Origin of the sequence: Micromonospora sp. NPDC049801 (assembly GCF_040656575.1) — a bacterium.
Taxonomy (GTDB): domain Bacteria; phylum Actinomycetota; class Actinomycetes; order Mycobacteriales; family Micromonosporaceae; genus Micromonospora.
The window spans coordinates 289,853-308,831 of sequence record NZ_JBFAMS010000004.1 but is presented as its reverse complement, the minus strand read 5'-3'; the positions used below and the strand labels follow the sequence as shown (position 1 = coordinate 308,831).

The following is an 18,979-nucleotide window of genomic DNA, read 5'->3' as shown; positions in this document are numbered from 1 at the left end:
CTCACGGCACCAGCTCTGTACGCGACTGCGGGGCTCGCAAAACCGGCTCACTCCTCGCGCTCATGGGGCACCGTCCACGATGACGTCCAGCGCCCGCTCGAAGTCCGCCCGCGGCACCCCCGCGCTGATGGTGAGGCGCAGCCGGGAGCGGGTGTCCGGGGTCGACGGGGGCCGGAAGCACCCCACCGCGACGCCCCGGTCCCGGCAGTCGGCCGCCCAGGCCGTCGCGGCCTCCGGACCGGGCGCCGTCACCGAGATCACCGCCGCGTCCGGCGCGGAGACGGTCAGCCCGGCCGCGCGCAGTCGACCGACCGCCAGCGTCACCCGGTCGGCGATCTCGGCGCGCAGGTCGTCACCGGCTCGGGCCAGCCCCAGCGCGGCGTGCACCCCGGCCGCCACGGCCGGCGGCAGCGCGGTGTCGAAGATGAACGTACGGCCGGTCTCGACCAGGTGCCGGACGAACTCGGCCGGACCGGCGACCACCCCGCCCGCCCCGCCGAGCGCCTTGGACAGGGTGGCGGTGACCACCACGTCCGGCTGACCGGCCAGACCGGCGGCGGCCACCGCGCCCGCTCCGGACGGACCGGTGACGCCGAGCGCGTGCGCGTCGTCGACCAGCAGTAGCGCGCCGTAGCGGCGGGCCACCGCGTGCAACTCGGCCAGCGGTGCGAGGTCGCCGTCGACCGAGAAGACCGACTCGGTGACCACCACCGCCGGGCGTCCCGGCGCCACGGCCAGCGCTGCGGCCACCGCCGTCACGTCGGCGTGCGCGCTGACCACCGTCTCGGCGCCCGAGATCCGGCAGCCGTCGATGAGCGACGCGTGGTTGTGCGCGTCGGAGACGAGCAGGGTCCGGGGCTGCACGAGAGCCCGCAACGCGCCCAGGTTCGCCAGGTAGCCGGAGGAGAAGACGAGAGCCCGGTCGGTGCCCAGCCACCGCGCCAGGTCGTCCTCCAGGGCGTGGTGCGCGTCGGTCGAGCCGCGCACCAGACGCGAACCGGTCGCGCCCAGCCCGTACGCGGACAGTGCCGCCGTGGCCGCGGCCGTGACCTCCGGGTGGGTGGCCAGGCCGAGGTAGTCGTTGCCGGCGAGGTCGGTCATCCGGTCGTCGGCGGGACGCGGGTGCAGCCGCCGGGTCAATCCGGCCTTCGCCCTCAACTGCGCGCGACGATCGAGCGCCGCCAGCCAGTCCGCCACCGTCACCCCTTCACCGCCGTCCGCGCCGGTCACGCCGACGTCCGCCGGGCGAAATTACCACCCGCGACCATCGAGCAGACGAATCCATTCGGTACGCGAGGCACGGCGGCGGCGAACGTAGCCGCAGCGAGACCGGCCACCACGGACCGTCGTAACGTCGTCACGGATGGTTGCCGCAGGCGCGGTGCGTCGCCCGACCCGCACGGCCGGCGATCGGGCCCGGCCCCGCCGGTTCGCGTCGACCCCGGCGGCAGGTCGTACCCGGCCGGACCGGGGCCTTGTAGGGTACGAGCCATGCCAGAGATCCTCGACCAGGCCCGCACCCAGGTCCTGGGTGACGGCGTCGGCCTCGACCAGGCCGGCGTCCTCGCCGTGCTCACCCTGCCCGACGAGCACCTGCCCGCCGCCCTGCAACTCGCCCACGAGGTGCGGATGCGGTGGTGCGGCCCCGAGGTCGAGGTCGAGGGCATCGTCTCGCTGAAGACCGGCGGCTGCCCGGAGGACTGCCACTTCTGCTCCCAGTCGGGCCTGTTCACCTCGCCGGTGCGCTCGGTCTGGCTGGACATCCCGTCGCTGGTCGAGGCCGCGAAGCAGACCGCGAAGACCGGGGCCACGGAGTTCTGCATCGTGGCCGCCGTGCGCGGACCGGACGCGCGGCTGATGAAGCAGATGCGCGAGGGCGTCGCCGCCATCAAGGCCGAGGTCGACATCCAGGTCGCCGCGTCGCTGGGCATGCTCAGCCAGGAGCAGGTCGACGACCTGGTCGACATGGGTGTGCACCGCTACAACCACAACCTGGAGACCTGCCAGTCGTACTTCCCCAACGTGGTCACCACCCACTCCTGGGAGGAGCGCTGGGAGACGCTGCGGATGGTCCGCGACTCGGGCATGGAGGTGTGCTGCGGCGGCATCCTCGGCCTGGGCGAGACCGTCGAGCAGCGGGCGGAGTTCGCCGCGCAGCTCGCCGAGCTCGACCCGCACGAGGTGCCGCTGAACTTCCTCAACCCGCGCCCCGGCACCCCGCTCGGCGACCGTCCGGTGGTCGAGGGCAAGGACGCGCTGCGGGCCATCGCCGCGTTCCGGCTGGCCATGCCGCGCACCATCCTGCGGTACGCGGGCGGCCGCGAGATCACCCTCGGTGACCTGGGCACCCGCGACGGTCTGCTCGGCGGCATCAACGCGGTGATCGTCGGCAACTACCTGACCACGTTGGGCCGGCCGGCGACCGCCGACCTCGACCTGCTGGACGAGCTGAAGATGCCGGTCAAGGCCCTCTCCGCCACGCTGTGACGACCATGACGACGACCTCCGACGCCGAGCCGACCCGCAGCGGCGTCCCGGCGTCGGCGGCCGTGCTCTGGTGCGACAGGTGCGGCGAGGCGGCGGCCGACGACGCCCACCCGGGTTGCGCGGCGGCCCGGCAGTTGGAGCCGCCGCGCTACTGCTCGCGCTGTCGACGCCGGATGAAGGTGCAGGTCCTGCCGGTCGGCTGGTCGGCGGTCTGCGTCGAGCACGGCGAGATCCGGGGCTGAGCCGATGCTGCGCGGGCGGGCGGTGACCCTGCGACCGGCGACGGTCGCGGACGTGCCGGCCCTCGCGGCCATCCGGGCACACCCCGAGGTACGCCGGTGGTGGCGCGGCGGTGACGACCTGGCCGGCGCGGTCCACGCCGACCTCGGTGACGACGACCTGACGCTGTACGCCATCGAGCATGACGGCCGGGTGATCGGCGCGATCCAGTGGTACGCCGAGTCCGACCCGGACTACCGACACGCCAGCCTGGACGTGTTCCTCGATCCGGCGTCCCGTGGCGAGGGCCTCGGCGGCGACGCCATCCGCACCCTGGCCCGGCACCTGATCGACGAGTACGGCCACCACCGGTTCACCATCGACCCGGCGGCGGCGAACACCGCCGCGATCCGGGCGTACGCGAAGGTGGGCTTCCGCCCGGTGGGCATCATGCGGCGGTACGAGCGCGGCGAGGACGGCCGCTGGCACGACGCCCTGCTGATGGACCTGCTCGCCGACGACCTGACGGACTGAACCCAAGGGCGTGCCCGGCACCGCACGGGTGCCGGGCACGCGTTCCTCGAACTGGCTGACGCCTAGCGCTGGAGGGTCAGTACACCCGGCCGCCACGGCAGCCGGTTGTAGTCGCCGCTCGCGTTGGGGTCCTTGCCCTGGTACAGCAACTGCAGGTTGCAGGCGTCGACGGTCTTGGTCTGGTCGGGGTTGGTGCGGACCAGGTCACCGTGGCTGATGTCGTTGGTCCACGTGGCGCCGCTGTTGGCCTTGCCGGCGAACGGGTTGCTCTCGGTGGCGGCCTGCGGGGTCCACGAGCCGCCCAGGCTGGTGGACGTGAACGACCGGAAGTAGCGCTGCCCCTGGCTTCCGATCGCCTCGACGAGCATCAGGTACTGGTTCTGGCCCGCCACCTTGTAGACCTCGACGCCCTCGAACAGGTTGTTGGACGAGTCGGTCATGATCGTCGTGTAGCTCGAGCCGAAGCTGCCCGGGAAGTTCCCCAGCGGCATGCTCGACCGGTAGATCTTGCCGTTGTCCCCGGCGAAGAACAGGTACATGTTCTGGTCGTCACCGATGAGGGTCTGGTCGATCACACCGTACGGCGCGTCCGAGAGGGTGGCCGTGGACAGCGTCTGCGCCGAGGACCAGCCGTTGGCGTTCGTCGGGTCGCTCGACGTCTTGTAGCTGAACGAGGTCGGTCCCCACTGGTACGCCAGCACCCAGATGTTCTTCGGGGCGAAGTACAGCAGGGTGGGCGCCACGGTGCCCTGGCTCATTCCGTTCTGGCTGGCCGAGGCCATGTCGGACCAGTTGGTGAACGTGCCGAAGTTCATCGAGCTGTACTGGCCGCTGCTGTTGACGTATGACCCGTAGACCAGGTGCTGGCCGTTGTAGACCACGTTGGTGAAGTCCTTGAGCGAGAGCCAGCCGTTCTTCGGGCTCGTCAGCGCGCCGGTCGACGACCACCGGTAGGTCGACGGGAGCGCGCAGCCGTTGTTCGGCGGCGGCGTGGTGGTTGGCGGCGGCGTGGTGGGGGCCGGCGTGGTGGGGGCCGGCGTGGTGCCGCCGCCGAAGTCGGTCCGCCACTGCTGGTTGGTCTGCCCGTGGCAGTCGTACAGCTGGACCTGCTGGCCGTTGCCGGTGCCCCAGACGTCCAGGCAGCGACCGGACTGCACGCCGGTGATGGTGCCGTTGGAGTTGATGTTCCACTGCTGGTTGGCCCCGCTGCCGCAGTCCCAGATGATGATTGCGGTGCCGTTGGCGGTGGCCGCGCCGTTCGCGTCCAGGCACTTGTTGCCGTAGACCCGCAACTGCTTGCCACTGGTGTACGTCCACTGCTGGTTCGACTGACTGTGGCAGTCGTAGAGCTGGACCCGGGTGCCGTTGGTCTGCGTGGAGTTGGGCACGTCGATGCACCGACCCGACTGCACTCCGACGATCCGGCCGGCGCCACCGCTCGGCGGCGGGCTCGTGGTCGGACTCACCGTCGGACTCACGGTCGGGCTCACCGTCGGGCTCGCGGTCGGGCTGGAGGTCGGCGGGGCCGCGTTGAGCGCGTTGAGGACGGAGTTGTAGGCGGCCTTCTTGTTGCCGTTGCCGTCGAAGAGCAGCGGGCTCTCGTTGGAGCGCCAGGAGTCGCTGTCGCGTACGCCCCAGACGGTGATGCCGATGCAGCGCGGCACGTTCAGGCACGCCTGGGTCAGCCCGGCGTACTGGGTGGTGGAGGCGTTGGTGACGTCGACCTCGGTCAGCGCCACGTCCACGCCGAGCGCGGCGAAGCTGGACAGCGTCGTCTGGAAGTTGCTCGGCAGCGAGCTGCCACCGGTGAAGTGGGTCTGCAACCCGACGCAGTCGATCGGCACGCCGCGGGACTTGAAGTCCTGGATCATGCGGTAGACGCCCTGCGTCTTGCCGTACGACCAGTTCTCGATGTTGTAGTCGTTGTAGCAGAGCTTGACCGACGGGTCGGCCGCCCGCGCGGTGCGGAACGCCACCTCGATCCAGTCGTTGCCGGTGCCCTGGAGGTTGGAGCTGCGGCGGCTGCCGTCCTCGTTGAACGCCTCGTTGACCACGTCCCACGCGGCGAGCTTGCCCCGGTAGTGGCCCATCACGCCGTTGATGTGGTCGATCATCGCCTGACGCAGGGCGCTGCCGCTCAGGCTCTGCATCCACCCCGGCTGTTGGGCGTGCCAGGCCAGGGTGTGCCCACGCACCTTCAGGCCGCGCTGGGTCGCCCAGTTGTAGATCTGGTCACCGGAGTTGAAGTTGAACTGGCCCCGCTGGGGCTGCGTCGACTCCGGCTTCATCTCGTTCTCGGCCGTGATCATGTTGAACTCTTGTGCCGCGATCGTGCTGTACTGCGAGTTGCTGAGCCGGCCCGCCGCGATGGCGGTGCCGAAGTACCGGCCCGACTGCGCGGCGGCCGCGCCGAGCGTGCTCGCGGCGGCGTTCGCCGAGGGCATCATGACCGCGACGGCGGCCACGGTCACGACGCTGAACGCGCCGGCGAGCAGCGCTCGGAAGACGGGCGATCGCCGTCGCCGAGTGCCGCCGCGATGAACGGATGGGCGCACTGCCATCTCGGCCTCCTTAAAGGGCCAACACCCGGGCCGCCGAGGGCGAGGACGACCGGATGTATCGATTGAGACATCTAACTCAGTCGATGCTAACCACGCACCGGTCCGGGCAATGGAGTTTTCGGAAATGTTTCGGAAATGTTTTGGCCCTGCGTGGCGTGGCCGGTCGCCAGAGTTCGGCGCCGGCCACGCCACGACCCGTCAACGAGTCAGGCGACGGCGCAGGTGGTGTTGTTCACGGTGAAGGCGGTCGGCTTCGGGTTGCTGCCGCTGTGCGTGCCGTTGAAGCCGAAGCTCACCGACGCGCCCGGCGCGATCGTGCCGTTGTAGGACAGGTTCGTCGCGGTGACCGCCGCGCCGGCCTGGCTGACGGTCGCCGACCAGCCCTGGCTGACGGTCTGCCCGCCCGGGAAGCTGAACCGCAGGGTCCAGCCGTTGATCGCGGCGGTGCCGGTGTTGGTGATCGTCACCGTCGCGGTGAAGCCGGTGTTCCAGTCCGTCGTGGCGTACCCGACCGAGCAGGTGCCGCCGACCGGCGGCGCCGCCGTGGTCACCGAGACCGGCGCGGACGCCGCGGAGGTGTTGCCGGCCGCGTCGACGGCCACCACGTAGAACTGGTACGCCGTGGAGGCGGTCAGCCCGGTCACCGCGAGGGTGCTGCCGGTCGGCGACCCGATGAGCGCGTCGGTCGCGCCGGCCTCGCGGTAGACCCGGTAGCCGGTGACGCCCACGTTGTCGGTCGACGGTGTCCAGGCCAGGGTGAGGCCGGTCGCGGTGACCGCCGAGGCGACCGGCGTGCCGGGCGTGCTCGGCACGGTCGTGTCGGTGGAGCCGGTCGGCGGCGTGGTCACGGTGAGCACCGGCGAGGCCGCCGAGGTGTTGCCCGCGCCGTCGCGGGCCACGACGGTGAACTCGTACGACGTCGCCGGCAGCAGCGTCGAGATGGTCAGCGTCGTGCCGGTGACCGGCCGGACGACGACCGTGTCGCTGTTGACCTGGACCTCGCGGACGTCGTAGCCGGCCAGCCCGCTACCGCCGCTGTCGGTGGACGCCGACCAGGTCAGGGTCACCGAGCGGGACGCGAGATTGGACGCCACCGGCTTGCCCGGGACGCTCGGCGCGGTGGTGTCCGGCACGACCGGCCCCGGCTCGTCACCCCAGACGCGGGTGCTGCCGGCGTAGAGCGGAACCTTGCGGTTCGGCCCGGCGGTGGCCTGGTACGACGGGTCGTTGGTCGGATCCCAGGTGCCCCCCTCCGGCACACCGATCTTGAACTGGACCTCCATCCGGTGTGCCGACTGTCCGGCCGGGGCGATGGTGTAGCCGGTGCAGTCCACCTCGACGTACCAGATGTCGCCGCTGTACTGCTTGGCGGTGGTCGGCGACGGGCAGCCCTGGGTGTAGCCGGAGGTGACCTGCACCGGGCCGCTGCCGTCGGGCCGGAAGTAGTACCGGAACTTGCCGTTGGTCAGCGCGCGGGCCGGGAACGCCGACTTGTTGTAGACGATCGCCTTGAGCCCGGTGGCCCGCGGCTCGGCCTGCATGACGGTGGTCTCCACGGTCATCTCGTCCATGTCCGGCGTCTCGGCGACCGGGAAGTTCGCCAGCGGGGTGCCGCCGTACTCGGAGGTCAGCCGGACCAGCGCGGACGTGAAGCCGGCGTTGTAGTCGGTGGCCACCTCGTTCATCACGTAGTCCGACCGACTGTCGGTGTACGCGTCGTTGGCCGAGGACGGGCCGCCGACCAGCGCGCCGTAGAGGGTGTGTCGGGTCTCGACGGGCACGGTCTGGCTGTCCCACCAGGACCCGTGCGCGGTGCGGTGGTGCGGGTTCTTCGGCGCGTTGGCGCCGAACCCGATGACGTAGCTGGAGTTGCGCGGGTTGTCGCCGAGCGCGTAGTTGATCTGCCGGACGGCGAAGTCGTGGTACCGCGCCTTGCGGGTGGTGTCGGTGGTCTTGTCGCTGTAGACCAGCGCGGCGAAGGAGGTGTTGGCCGCGTAGCGCAGTGCGCCCCAGGAGTCGAGCACCGCCATCCCACCGGGCGAGTACGGCACCCGCTGCCCGTTCACCCCGACCGTCCAGTAGTCCAGCCAGCGGTTGGCGTCGTCGACGTACTTCTGCTTGCCGGTCAGGTTCGCCAGCAGCACGTACGCGCCGAACTGCTTGTTGTCCCAGGCGATCGTCCACTTGTAGGAACGGGTCGTGGACTGCGGCTCGGTGCCGAGCTTGTCGTACTCACTCTCGGCCTTGGTCAGGTAGCTGGCGTCGCCGGTGGCCCGGTAGAGCCAGATGGCGGCCCACACCAGCTCGTCCTGGTAGCCGCTCCACGACTTGTAGAACGCGGCCGCGTCGGTGATGCACTCGCTGTAGGCCTTCCGCACGGTGTCGGCGAACGTGTAGAGCTGCCGGGCGTGGGTGAGCAGCTTGTCCGCGTAGGTCGCGTCGGTGGGCCGGAACACCATCGAGGACGCGGCCATCGCCGCCGCCGTCTCCCCCGCCAGGTCCGCGCCGCCACAGCTCGCATCAATCTTGTACGCGGGCCGCGCCATCGGCAGCACCTCGGCCGGGCCCCACCACTTGTGGTCGTCGTCGCCCTTGCCGACCTGTCCGTAGAGGACGTTCGCCGACGGGTGCGCCTTGATGAAGTAGTCGTTGACGAAGCGCAGGTTGTTCAGCAGGTGCGGCAACTGGCCGGAGGCGCTGTAGCCGCTGCGGTACTCCACCGCGCCCCAGGCGAGCATGGTGGCGCTGAACGCCATCGGGAAGCCGAACTTGACGTGGTCGCCGGCGTCGTACCAGCCGCCGGTCAGATCGACTCCCGTACCGGCGCCGTCGGTGAGCGCGCTGTCGCCGCGCCAGGAGACGCGGTTCCAGTCGGGCAGTTGGCCGGACTGCTGCGCCTCGTAGAACAGCAGCGACTTCTGCAACGCCTCGGCGTAGTTGAAGGCGGGCGCGGCGGACGCCGGTCCGGGCGTCGGCGCGGCGACCGCGAGGGCCGCGCCGGTGAGCAGGGCGACGCCGGCGGCCAGCAGCCGCCGGGGCCACGGTTGGTCGACGGGCGACCGGCCGGGGTGGCCGGTGGACGGCCGGGTCAGGTGGCGCATGAAGGGCTCCTGTTAGCCAGGCGCCGCCGGCGGTCGCACCGACGCGGGACGGCGTGGGGGCGGCACGGCCACCGGCGACAGCGGGGGTGGCGGTGTGGCCACGGGCATGGAAGCGCTCCCATGGATATCCGACAATGTAATGTGCGCCACGTCGAATGGGAAGCCCACGCCGCGCCACAGCGCCATCGCGCTCGCCGACGTTACGGCGACACGCGTGCCACCGCGCGGAAAGTCGACCCGGCCGCCAGGTCCGTCCGAGACGTCGTCCCAGCTCAGCCCGATCTACCGAGGCCGTCGGCCGGTCCCGGACATCCCCTGGTGGCCGGTTGTGGTCGTTTCGGACGGCATCGGAACCCCGAGCGGTACGGTCAGCGCGAGCAGACCGCCGTCCCGCTGCACCGAGCTGGGCCGGTCCAGTCGACGCAGCGTCCGCAGCATGGGCGCGTTGTCCGCCCGCACGTGCAACACCAACGCCGCGTAGGCGGCCCGGTCGGCGTGCGACACCAGCCGGCGCAGCAGGGCCGAGCCCAGCCCACGCCGCTGCCAGTCGTCGCGGACCAGAAGCGCCACCTCGGCCTCGTCGCCCTCGCCGAGCAGGTTCGCCATGGCGACCACCGCGCCGTCGGTGTCGGTGGTCGTCGCGACCAGGGTGAGCCCCCGAGCCGGCTCCAACAGTCGACGCAGTCGGGCCGGTCGCGGCAGCGCCGCCCCACTCAGGTAGCGCCGTTCCCGACTGCGCGGGGAGCACGACTCGTGCAGCTCCACCACACCCGCCAGGTCGTCCGCGCACGCCGGTCGCACCGCCACCTCGACGCCGTCCGGCAGCACCAGGGTCACCTGCTCGGCGGCCCGACGAGCCACGGTGGCGGCCAGCTCGACCAGGGCCTGTGCCCGGGCGTACTCCGCCGGAGTGAAGGCGGGCGCCGTCCGGCTCAGCGCGAACGTGCCGCCCGCCGGGTCGGCCAGCACCATGCTCGTGCCGGTGCTGCCCCGGTCCGTACCGGTCGCCGCCGGACGCCAGCTCACCGAGTCGGCGCCGAGCAGCGTACGCAACGCCTCACCCGTCGCGTCCGGGTCGCGCACCAGCCGGTTGGCCAGGCCGAGCACCCGGGTCGGTTGGTCGACCAGGCCGCGCGCCTCACTGCGCGCCACCCAGCAGTCCCGCCCGCGTCCCCGTTCGACGGCAGCGATCAGCTCGGCCTCGTCGAGCGTGTCCGGCGCGTCCACCAGAAAGTCGTCCACCGCGCCATGCTCGGTGGGCTGCACCTGCACCGTGAGGATGTTGACCCCCCGTAGCGCGAGGCTCGCCGTGAGGACCGACAGATAGCCGGGCCGGTCGTCCACTGTCGCTCGGATCCGCCACAACGTCATGGTTGGCTCCCTTCCCCACCCAGAGCCTCGTCCGCGGCTGTTGCCGCCCGGTTGCTCGCCGGTGTCGACCCGGGAACTCCTCGCGCTGGTCAGGGACCGGCGACCACCGGGGGCGCACCGACCAGGTCCAGTCGGTCGCCCAGGATGACCGCGCTGGCCCGGACGAGTTGGGTGAGCCGGTCGACCTCCGTGCTGTGGAAACCCGCGGCGCAGAGGGTCTCGTTGTGCTCGCGGGCCACGACCAGCACCAGACCGGCCCGCCCGAACGGGGCGATCCCGTAGTGGGTGCCGTCGGGCGCGGTCATCGACCGCCCGCGCAGCGGAGTCACCTCCGGCAACCGCGGCGGTACGGGAGCGCGCCAGCTCGCGTGACCGACGGTGGCTCCGCCACCCCCCGTACGTGACGCCCAGTCCGCCGGGACCACGGCCGCCACGGCCCAGTCGGCCGCCAGCAGGCCCGGTACGGCGTCCACCAGGGTCGCCAGTCCGTCAGCCGGGTTCGCCGCGACTTGGGCCAGCAGCTCCGCGTCCTGGCCGGTGGTGGTGGGCGCGCCGATCGCCCGCCACACACCGTCCACCCGTACGCCCGGGATCGCCGCGAGACCGGCCAGCAGACGCTCGACCCGTGCCGCGCCGGGCCACACCACCGTGAAGTCGTCCACCGCGCGCCCGCCGAGACGCTCCAGGACCACGACCTGCACGATGTCCGCGCCGGAGACACCCAGCGTGCGGGCGACCTGACCGAGGGTGCCCGGACGGTCCGGCAGGGTGACCCGAACTCGCAGCAACATGTCTGTCCCTCCGCTCGGCGGGCCGGCGACGGCCGGCGGGCTGCTCACAGCCTGCCGGGTGACCATTTCGTCCCTGTTGCAGAGGCATATCCCGAGCGGAAATTCCGGCGGCCGATTACGGGGCGAAACCGGACGCTGACGCTCAGGGTAGCCCGCCCAGGGGCAGGACCGGCGTGGAGGCGAGCTGTGCGTGGTAGTCGGCGGCGGACGTCTCCCGACCCCACTGGGGCATACCGGTGGGCAGGTCCAGTGGGTCGGTCTCCACCTCGATCAGGGTCAACTGGGCCGGAGGGCCGTCGATGCCGGCCAGGATGGCGGCCAGCTCGGCTTCGGTACGGGCGACGTGCGCGGTGAAGCCCCGGTCCCGTCCGAACACCGCCGGCAGATCCGTGTACCGCCAGTTGTCGATGTCGTTGTACGGCTGGTGCCGCCCGTCGACCGCCCGCTCGACGGTGTAGCCGCCGTTGTTGACCACGATGATGATCGGGCGTTGGTTCGTGGCGAGCATCCGGCTGATCTCCTGCACGGTCAGCTGCAGTGATCCGTCGCCGGTGACCAGCACCGTCCGTCGATCCGGTGCCGCCACCGCGGCTCCGAAGGCGGCCGGGGTGGCGTAGCCGATCGAGCCCCAGATGGGCGGCCACACGACGGTGACGTCGGCGGGCAGGCGCATCGTCGCCGCGCCGAAGGAAGGGGTGCCGGTCTCCGGGACGAAGATGTCCCCCTCGCGCAGCATCCGCTGGATCGCCGGCCAGAGCCGTGCCTGCCGGATCGGCTCGTTGCTCGACGGGTCGAGTGCGGGCGGGTCGGCCGCGAGCAACGGCGCGCGTGACCACTGCGCCGTACGGTTCGGGGCGATCTCGTGCAGGCACCGCAGCGCTGCCGGCAGGGCGACCGGGGCGAAGCGGGTGCCGCCGACGACGGCGGCGTCGCGGTGCAGGCTGATGACCCGGTCGACCTTGATGTCGGCGGTGAACAGGCCGTCCCAGTCGAAGAACGTGGCGCCCACACAGACGAGCGCGTCCGCGTCCTCCACGACCGCGCGGACCTCGTCGACGCTGTCACCGCCGTTGTAGGCGCCCACGTAGTGCGGGTCGGACTCGTCCAGCAGTCCCCGTCCCAGCGACTGCGCGGCGACCGGCCAGTTCCGTTCGGCGGCCAGGGCGGTGACGGCAGCGCCGAGGTGCAGGCGGATCGGCAGGTTTCCCACCAGCAGGGCGGGCCGCTCGGCGCCGGCGAGCAGCCGCCGGGCGGCGGTGGCGAAGGCGTCGAGTTGCCCGGGTGAGACGACCGGCTCGGGGCGGGTGAACGGTCGCCCCGGCTCGGCGACCTCGGCGTGGACCACGTCGCCGGGCATCCGGACGTAGACCGGACGCTGCTGCGACCAGCACTCGGTGAGCACCCGGTCGACCTCGTCCAGCGCGTTCTGCGGCGTCAGCGAGGTCTGGGCGACCGTCACCTCGCGTGCCACCCGTACCCAGTGGTCGAAGTCGCCGTCGGCGAGCGAGTGGTGCATGGAGGTGCGCTGCCGCATGATCTCCGCGGTCGGACCGCCGACGATCGAGACGATCGGCACCGACTCCGCCATGGCCCCGGCGAGGGCGTTGACCGCCGACAGTTCGCCGGGACCGAACGTCGTGAGGATCGCGGCCACACCGGCGAGGCGGGCGTATCCATCGGCGCTGTAGCCGGCGTTGAGCTCGTTGCAACTGCCGACCCACTCGATCCCGTCGAACGCCTCGATCTGATCGAGGAAGTCCATGTTGTAGTCGCCCGGCAGCCCGAAGACATGGCGTACTCCGAGGTCGTAGAGCCGGCTGAGCAACAGCTCGCCCACCGTCGTCGTACCCTCGCTCGCCTTCGCCACGATCGCCCCCCACCGCTCCGGAGACCACTGCCGCGGTCCGCCCGTCAAGACGATATCTGGGCAAATGTCGCAAGAAGGGGAGATCGCCCGTCGAATGGCTCGACCACCGGCGACGCCACCTCACCTGGCCGAAGCGCTGACCACGGCACGTCAGGCGTACCTGACCTTGACAACGTGAACGGGCTGCCATCAACTAGTCGGATGAGTGATCCGGCCGCCAGCGCGCTCCGGCCGGGCGCTGTTCCGGCCGCCCCCGCCGGGATCGACCTCGATCGCCTCGCGAGCTACCTGGCGACGCACCGACCCGAGCTGACCGCCGGGCCGCTGCGCGCCCACCTGATCGCGGGCGGCAAGTCCAACCTCACCTACCTGCTGCGCTTCGGCGAGCGGGAGGTCGTGCTGCGCCGCCCACCGCTGGGGCACGTGCTGGCCACCGCGCACGACATGGCCCGCGAGTTCCGGGTCATCTCGGCGCTGGCGCCCACCGAGGTGCCGGTCCCCGGCGCGCTGCTGCTCTGCACCGACACCGAGGTTCTCGGCGCACCGTTCTACCTGATGGAACGGATGCCCGGCGAGGTGTTCCGCACCCGCGCCCAGACCGACCCGCTGGGCGACGAACGACGCCGGGCCCTCGCCATGGCGATGATGGACACCCTCGCCGCGTTGCACACCGTCGAGCCGGCCGCCGTCGGGCTCGCCGACTTCGGCCGCCCCGAGGGCTACCTGGCCCGGCAGGTCCGCCGCTGGGCCGGGCAGCTCGACCGCTCGCGCAGCCGCGACCTGCCCGGCATCGACGAACTGCGCGACCTGCTCGCCGCGACCGCCCCCGAGGGCGCGAACGCCGGCCGCATCGTGCACGGCGACTACCGGCTGGACAACCTCCTCGCCTCGGCCGACCCGGTGGCCGTACACGCCGTCCTCGACTGGGAGATGGCCACCCTCGGCGATCCCCTCGCCGACCTGGGGCTGCTGCTGACGTACTGGGACGTGCTGGGCGACAGCGACACCGCCGCCGGCAATCCCGTCGCCGACGGCCTCGGCCCGCGCGCCGGCTTCCCCACCGGCGCGGAGCTGATCGACAGGTACGCCGGGCGCAGCGACGTCGACGTCGGGCCGCTGCACTGGCACGTGGCGCTGGGCTGCTTCAAGCTCGCCGTCATCTGCGAGGGCATCCACTACCGTCACACGCTCGGGCAGACGCTCGGCGAGGGCTTCGACCGGATCGGCGAGATGGTGGCACCGCTGGTCGCGCACGGGCTGACCGCCGCCAGGGAGCGGTGATGGAATTCGCGTACGACGCCCGGACCGAGGAGCTGCGCGACGAGCTGACCCGGTTCCTGACCGAGCACGTCTACCCGGCCGAGCCGGTGCACGCCGAGCAGGCGGCCACCGGCGAGGAGTGGTCGCGTACCCCGGTGCTGGCCGAGCTGAAGGCGGAGGCCCGCAAGCGCGGCCTGTGGAACCTGTTCCTGCCCGATCCGCGCTACGGCGCCGGCCTGACCAACCTCCAGTACGCGCCGCTCGCCGAGCTGACCGGGCGCAGCCCGCACCTGGCGCCCGAGGCGGTCAACTGCGCGGCGCCGGACACGGGCAACATGGAGCTGCTGGCCGAGTTCGGCTCGGACGCCCAGCGCGAGCGCTGGCTCGTGCCGCTGCTGGAGGGCGAGATCCGCTCGGCCTTCTGCATGACCGAGCCGGAGGTCGCCTCGTCCGACGCGACCAACATCGCCACCCGGATCACCCGCGACGGCGGCGAGTACGTCGTCAACGGCCGCAAGTGGTGGTCGTCCGGCGCCATGGACCCGCGCTGCGAGATCCTCATCGTGATGGGCAAGACCGACCCGGACGCCGACCGGCACCGCCAGCAGAGCATGGTGCTCGTCCCCCGGGACACGCCGGGCGTGACCGTCCGCCGGGGCATGCACGTCTTCGGCTACTCAGACGGTACGCACGGCGGGCACGCCGAGATCGACTTCACCGACGTACGAGTGCCGGCGGCCAATCTGATCGGCGCGGAGGGCACCGGCTTCGCCATCGCCCAGGCGCGACTCGGCCCGGGGCGCATCCACCACTGCATGCGATTGATCGGAATGGCCGAGCGGGCACTGGAGTTGCTGTGTCGCCGGGCCAACGAGCGGATCGCGTTCGGTCGCCCCCTCGCCGAGCAGGGCGTCGTGCGGGAGTGGATCGCCGAATCGCGGGTCCGCATCGAACAGGCCCGCCTGCTCGTGCTCAAGACGGCCTGGCTGATGGACACCGTCGGCAACAAGGGCGCGCACACCGAGATCCAGGCCATCAAGATCGCCACACCGGCGATGGCGGAGTGGGTGGTCGACAAGGCCATCCAGGGGTACGGCGGCGCGGGCGTCAGCCAGGACACCCCGCTGGCCGCCCTCTGGGCACAGACCCGCACCCTGCGCCTCGCCGACGGTCCCGACGAGGTCCACCGCAACTCCCTGGCCAAACGCGAACTCCGCCGCTGGCTCCCCTAAAACCCCCCACCCCGTCCCTGCCCCGCGCCCCGCGCCCGCCCCCCAGCACGCGATCTTGCACTTTCTGTCGACAGTTCACGCGGAAAATCCCGTATGTCGCCACAGCAAGTGCAAGATCGGCCGGGGAGAGGGGGCGGGGAGCGCGCGGGAGAGGTTACGCGCTGGCTCGGTGGACGAGTTGGGTGTCCAGGAGGATGTGCGGGGCGGGTAGGTCGTCGCCGCGGATGCGGGCGACCAGCAGCCGGGCCATCTGCCGGCCCATCTCCTCCACCGGCTGGAACACGCTCGTCAACGGTGGGTCCGCCTGGCGGGCGACCGGCGCGTCGTCGAAGCCGATCACGGCGACGTCCTCCGGGACACGCCGGCCGGCGTCGCGCAGGGTCCGCAACGCGCCGAACGCCATCAGGTCGGACGCGACGAAGACGGCGTCCAGGTCCGGGCAGGCGTTCAGCAGCCGGCGCATGGCGGTCGCCCCGCTGCTCTCGCTGAAGTCGCCGTACGCGATCAGGTCGGGGTTGACGCCGACGCCGGTGGCCTTGACGGCCTCGGTGTAGCCGGCCAGTCGGGCCAGGCCGGCGCCCATGTCCTGCGGTCCGGCGATGGTGGCGACGCGTCGCCGCCCCTGGCTGGTCAGGTACTCCACCGCCTGCCGTGCGCCGCCAACGTTGTCCACGTCGACGAACCACGCCGGCTGGGCCCCGGGTTGCAGCATCCGGGCCGGTCGGCCACCGAGCACCGCGGGCAGGCCGCGCTCCTCCAGCAGGGTGGGCAGCGGATCGGAGTCGTGCAACGACAGCAGCAGTACGCCGTCGACGTGCTGGTTGGTGAGGTGGTGCTCGACGCGCTCACGCTCGACCGGCGACTGGGCCATCGCCAGCCAGAGCTGCATGGGCGTCTCCAGCAGGCCGGAGCTGATCCCCCGCACGATCGCCGCGAAGAACGGCTCGGTGAAGACCCGCTCCCCGGATTCGGACACCACCAGGGCGACGGAGTCGGTCCGCTGGGTGACCAGCGCGCGGGCGGCGCGGTTCGGCACGTACCCCAACTCGGCGATCGCCTGTTGGACCGCGGCCCGGGCCTCCGGGCTGACCTGGGGCGAGCCGTTGACCACGCGCGAGACCGTGCCCCGACCCACGCCGGCGCGCGCCGCGACCGCATCGAGGGTCGGGCGCCCGAGCGAGCGGGTGCGCTGCGTTGTCATCGTCTGCTCCTCCGACGGCGGGCGGACCCGGCGCCACGCGAGAGTGGACGCCGGGACCGCCCTGATGGCTGGCCCGAGCCTATTGTGCGGCCAGACCGTTGCGTCGGATCACCGAGGCGTACCACCTGGCGCTGGACTTGGGGATGCGAAGCTGGCTGTCGTAGTCGACGTGGATCATGCCGAAGCGCTTGGTGTAACCCCAGGCCCACTCGAAATTATCCATCAATGACCAGGCGAAGTATCCCCGCAGGGGCACGCCGGCGTTGATCGCTTCGTGGCAGGCCCGCAGGTGCGCGTCGAAGTAGGCCAGCCGGTCGACGTCGTCGACCTGCCCGTCGACGACGGTGTCGACGAACGCGGAGCCGTTCTCGGTGACGTACAGCGGCAGGTCCGTGTACTCCTCGTGCACCCGCCGCAGCGTCTCCACCAGGCCCGGGGCGTCGATCTCCCAGTCCATGTCGGTCACCGGAACGCCCCGGGTGACGAACCGGACGTCCTCGCTGCCCGGCCAGCAGGAGGGTGCCCGCCAGTACGGCTCGGGCTCGGCGCCCTCGATCGGCGCGGCGACCACGTGCCGGCTGTAGTAGTTGATCCCGACCAGGTCCAGCGGCGTGGAGATGGTCGCCAGGTCACCCTCGCGGACGTGGTCGAAGTCGGTGACCTCGCGCAGGTCGGCCACCAGATCCTCCGGGTACGACCCGCGCAGCAGCGGGTCGAGGAAGAAGCGGTTGGCCAGCCCGTCGATCCGGCGGGCCGCGTCCACGTCGGCGGGAGCGTCGGTGGCCGCGTCGACCGGGTACAGGTTGACGGTCACGCCCACCTCGGCCGTGGGCCGGACGGCCCGCAGGGCCTGCACGGCCAGGCCGTGCCCGAGCATCAGGTGGTGGCCGGCGCGCACCGAGTCCGCGCCGTTGGACCGGCCCGGGGCGTGTACGCCGGAGCCGTACCCGAGGAACGCCGAGCACCACGGCTCGTTCAGGGTGGTCCAGTAGCGCACCCGGTCGCCGAGCGCGTCGGCGACGAGCGTCGTGTAGTCGGCGAAGCGGGCGGCGGTGTCCCGCGACGGCCAGCCACCGGCGTCCTCCAGCTCCTGGGGAAGGTCCCAGTGGTAGAGGGTGAGCCACGGCTCGATGTCGTGGGCCAGCAGCTCGTCCACGAGCCGCCGGTAGAAGTCCAGGCCCTTCGGGTTGGCCGCGCCCGTGCCACCGGGCTGCACCCGGGGCCAGGAGACCGAGAAACGGTACGACTTGAGGCCCAGCTCGGCCATCAACGCGACGTCGTCGCCGAGCCGGTGGTAGTGGTCGCAGGCCACGTCGCCGGTGTGCCCGTTGACCACCAGGCCCTCGGTGTGGCTGAAGGTGTCCCAGATCGACGGGGTGCGGCCGTCCTCGGCCGCCGCCCCCTCGATCTGGTATGCCGCGGTCGCGGCTCCCCAGAGGAAGCCGGGTGGAAAGGTCAGCCCGGAACGCTCGTCGAGGTCGACGGCGGATGGGCTGGCGGGGTTGCTCACGACTTGACGGCACCTTCCATGATCCCGCCGATGATCTGGCGGCCGAACAGAACGAAGACGATGAACAGCGGAAGGGTAGCGATGAGCGTACCCGCGAAAATCTGAGAATTGTCCGCGAAGTACGCGGTGTTCAGACTGCGCAGGGAGATCTGCACGGTCGGGTTGGCCGGGTCGGCGAGCACCACGAAGGGCCAGAAGAACTGGTTCCACTGCTCCATGAAGGTGAGCAGCCCGAGCACGGCCGCCGCGGGCCGCAGCGCCGGCACCACCACGTGCCAGTAGACACGCCAGGTGGAGCAGCCGTCGACGCGGGCCGCCTCGATCAGCTCGTTGGGCACCGCCTGCTCGGCGTACTGGCGCATCATGAAGATGCCGAAGCCGCCGATCAGGAACGGAACCGTCACCGACGGCATCGTGTTCAGCCATTCCAGCTTGGCCATGAGGATGTACAGCGGGAGCACACCGAGCTGGATGGGAATCATCATCGAGGCCAGGATGATGAGCAGCAGCGCGTTCTTGCCGCGGAAACGCAGTTTGGCGAACGCGAATCCGGCGAGCGAGCCGAAGAACACGGTCGCCACCGTGATCGTGCCCGACACCAGGAACGAGTTCATCAGGCCCTTGACGATGTTCGCGTCGCCGTTGTCGAGCACCCGCTGGATGTTCTCGCCCAGCTTGCCGCCCGGCAGGAACGGCGGGGGCCAGGAGTTCGCGGCGTCACTGGTCCGCGAGGCGATGACGATCATCCAGTAGAACGGGAAGAGCGACAGGATGACGCCGAGGACGAGCCCGAACCAGGTGAGCGGGCTGGCCGTCCAGAGCTTCTCCGCGCTGTGGCGGATGCC

General features: G+C 71.4%; 14 protein-coding genes. 5 read left to right on the top strand and 9 right to left on the bottom strand.

The genetic code is table 11. The features are described 5' to 3' along the window. Positions 1-60: 60 nt before the first annotated feature. Positions 61-1,197 carry an 8-amino-7-oxononanoate synthase gene (locus AB0I89_RS09625; RefSeq protein ID WP_357123386.1) on the bottom strand — a complete coding sequence of 379 codons (1,137 nt, stop codon included), beginning with the start codon at positions 1,195-1,197 and terminating at the stop codon, positions 61-63. Positions 1,198-1,491: 294 nt separating this feature from the next. Between AB0I89_RS09625 and bioB the strand changes: the two genes are divergently transcribed. The 3 genes from bioB to AB0I89_RS09610 are packed head-to-tail and all read left to right on the top strand — an operon-like array spanning position 1,492 to position 3,240. Next, positions 1,492-2,487 (top strand): biotin synthase BioB, encoded by a 996-nt coding sequence (gene bioB, locus AB0I89_RS09620; RefSeq protein ID WP_357122929.1) that lies wholly within the window; start codon positions 1,492-1,494, stop codon positions 2,485-2,487. 5 nt (positions 2,488-2,492) lie between these two features. Beyond that, positions 2,493-2,729 (top strand): hypothetical protein, encoded by a 237-nt coding sequence (locus AB0I89_RS09615; protein WP_357122926.1) that lies wholly within the window; start codon positions 2,493-2,495, stop codon positions 2,727-2,729. Between the two features lie 4 nt (positions 2,730-2,733). Continuing rightward, positions 2,734-3,240: a GNAT family protein gene (locus AB0I89_RS09610; RefSeq protein WP_357122923.1), complete on the top strand. Its 507-nt coding sequence runs from the start codon at positions 2,734-2,736 to the stop codon at positions 3,238-3,240. Positions 3,241-3,302: 62 nt separating this feature from the next. On the opposite strand, the gene AB0I89_RS09605 is transcribed toward AB0I89_RS09610, so the two are convergent. From AB0I89_RS09605 to AB0I89_RS09585, 5 genes are all read right to left on the bottom strand, one after another. Next, positions 3,303-5,801 (bottom strand): non-reducing end alpha-L-arabinofuranosidase family hydrolase, encoded by a 2,499-nt coding sequence (locus AB0I89_RS09605; RefSeq protein WP_357122920.1) that lies wholly within the window; start codon positions 5,799-5,801, stop codon positions 3,303-3,305. A 206-nt stretch (positions 5,802-6,007) separates the two neighbouring features. Beyond that, positions 6,008-8,902, bottom strand: a complete 2,895-nt coding sequence (locus tag AB0I89_RS09600) for a glycoside hydrolase family 9 protein (RefSeq protein ID WP_357122917.1) — start codon at positions 8,900-8,902, stop codon at positions 6,008-6,010. A gap of 282 nt (positions 8,903-9,184) precedes the next feature. Beyond that, positions 9,185-10,273, bottom strand: coding sequence for a GNAT family N-acetyltransferase (locus AB0I89_RS09595; protein ID WP_357122914.1), 1,089 nt, complete (start codon positions 10,271-10,273; stop codon positions 9,185-9,187). Positions 10,274-10,362: 89 nt separating this feature from the next. Continuing rightward, positions 10,363-11,064 (bottom strand): amino acid-binding protein, encoded by a 702-nt coding sequence (locus AB0I89_RS09590; protein WP_357122911.1) that lies wholly within the window; start codon positions 11,062-11,064, stop codon positions 10,363-10,365. Between the two features lie 142 nt (positions 11,065-11,206). Continuing rightward, on the bottom strand, positions 11,207-12,931 hold the full coding sequence (locus tag AB0I89_RS09585; protein ID WP_357122909.1) for a thiamine pyrophosphate-binding protein: 1,725 nt from the start codon (positions 12,929-12,931) through the stop codon (positions 11,207-11,209). A 201-nt stretch (positions 12,932-13,132) separates the two neighbouring features. On the opposite strand from AB0I89_RS09585, the gene AB0I89_RS09580 reads away from it, so the two are divergent. Next, positions 13,133-14,212 carry a phosphotransferase family protein gene (locus AB0I89_RS09580; RefSeq protein ID WP_357122906.1) on the top strand — a complete coding sequence of 360 codons (1,080 nt, stop codon included), beginning with the start codon at positions 13,133-13,135 and terminating at the stop codon, positions 14,210-14,212. After that, positions 14,212-15,423 (top strand): acyl-CoA dehydrogenase family protein, encoded by a 1,212-nt coding sequence (locus AB0I89_RS09575; protein WP_357122903.1) that lies wholly within the window; start codon positions 14,212-14,214, stop codon positions 15,421-15,423. Before AB0I89_RS09580 ends, AB0I89_RS09575 begins: the two co-directional genes overlap by 1 nt. A 154-nt stretch (positions 15,424-15,577) precedes the next feature. On the opposite strand, the gene AB0I89_RS09570 is transcribed toward AB0I89_RS09575, so the two are convergent. The 3 genes from AB0I89_RS09570 to AB0I89_RS09560 all read right to left on the bottom strand — a co-directional run bounded on the left by AB0I89_RS09570 (position 15,578) and on the right by AB0I89_RS09560 (position 18,976). After that, complete coding sequence (locus AB0I89_RS09570) at positions 15,578-16,624, bottom strand: LacI family DNA-binding transcriptional regulator (RefSeq protein ID WP_357122900.1); 1,047 nt, start codon at positions 16,622-16,624, stop codon at positions 15,578-15,580. Positions 16,625-16,703: 79 nt separating this feature from the next. Further along, positions 16,704-18,134 (bottom strand): GH1 family beta-glucosidase, encoded by a 1,431-nt coding sequence (locus AB0I89_RS09565; protein ID WP_357122897.1) that lies wholly within the window; start codon positions 18,132-18,134, stop codon positions 16,704-16,706. After that, positions 18,131-18,976, bottom strand: a complete 846-nt coding sequence (locus AB0I89_RS09560; RefSeq protein WP_355051884.1) for a carbohydrate ABC transporter permease — start codon at positions 18,974-18,976, stop codon at positions 18,131-18,133. Before AB0I89_RS09560 ends, AB0I89_RS09565 begins: the two co-directional genes overlap by 4 nt. Positions 18,977-18,979: the final 3 nt, after the last annotated feature.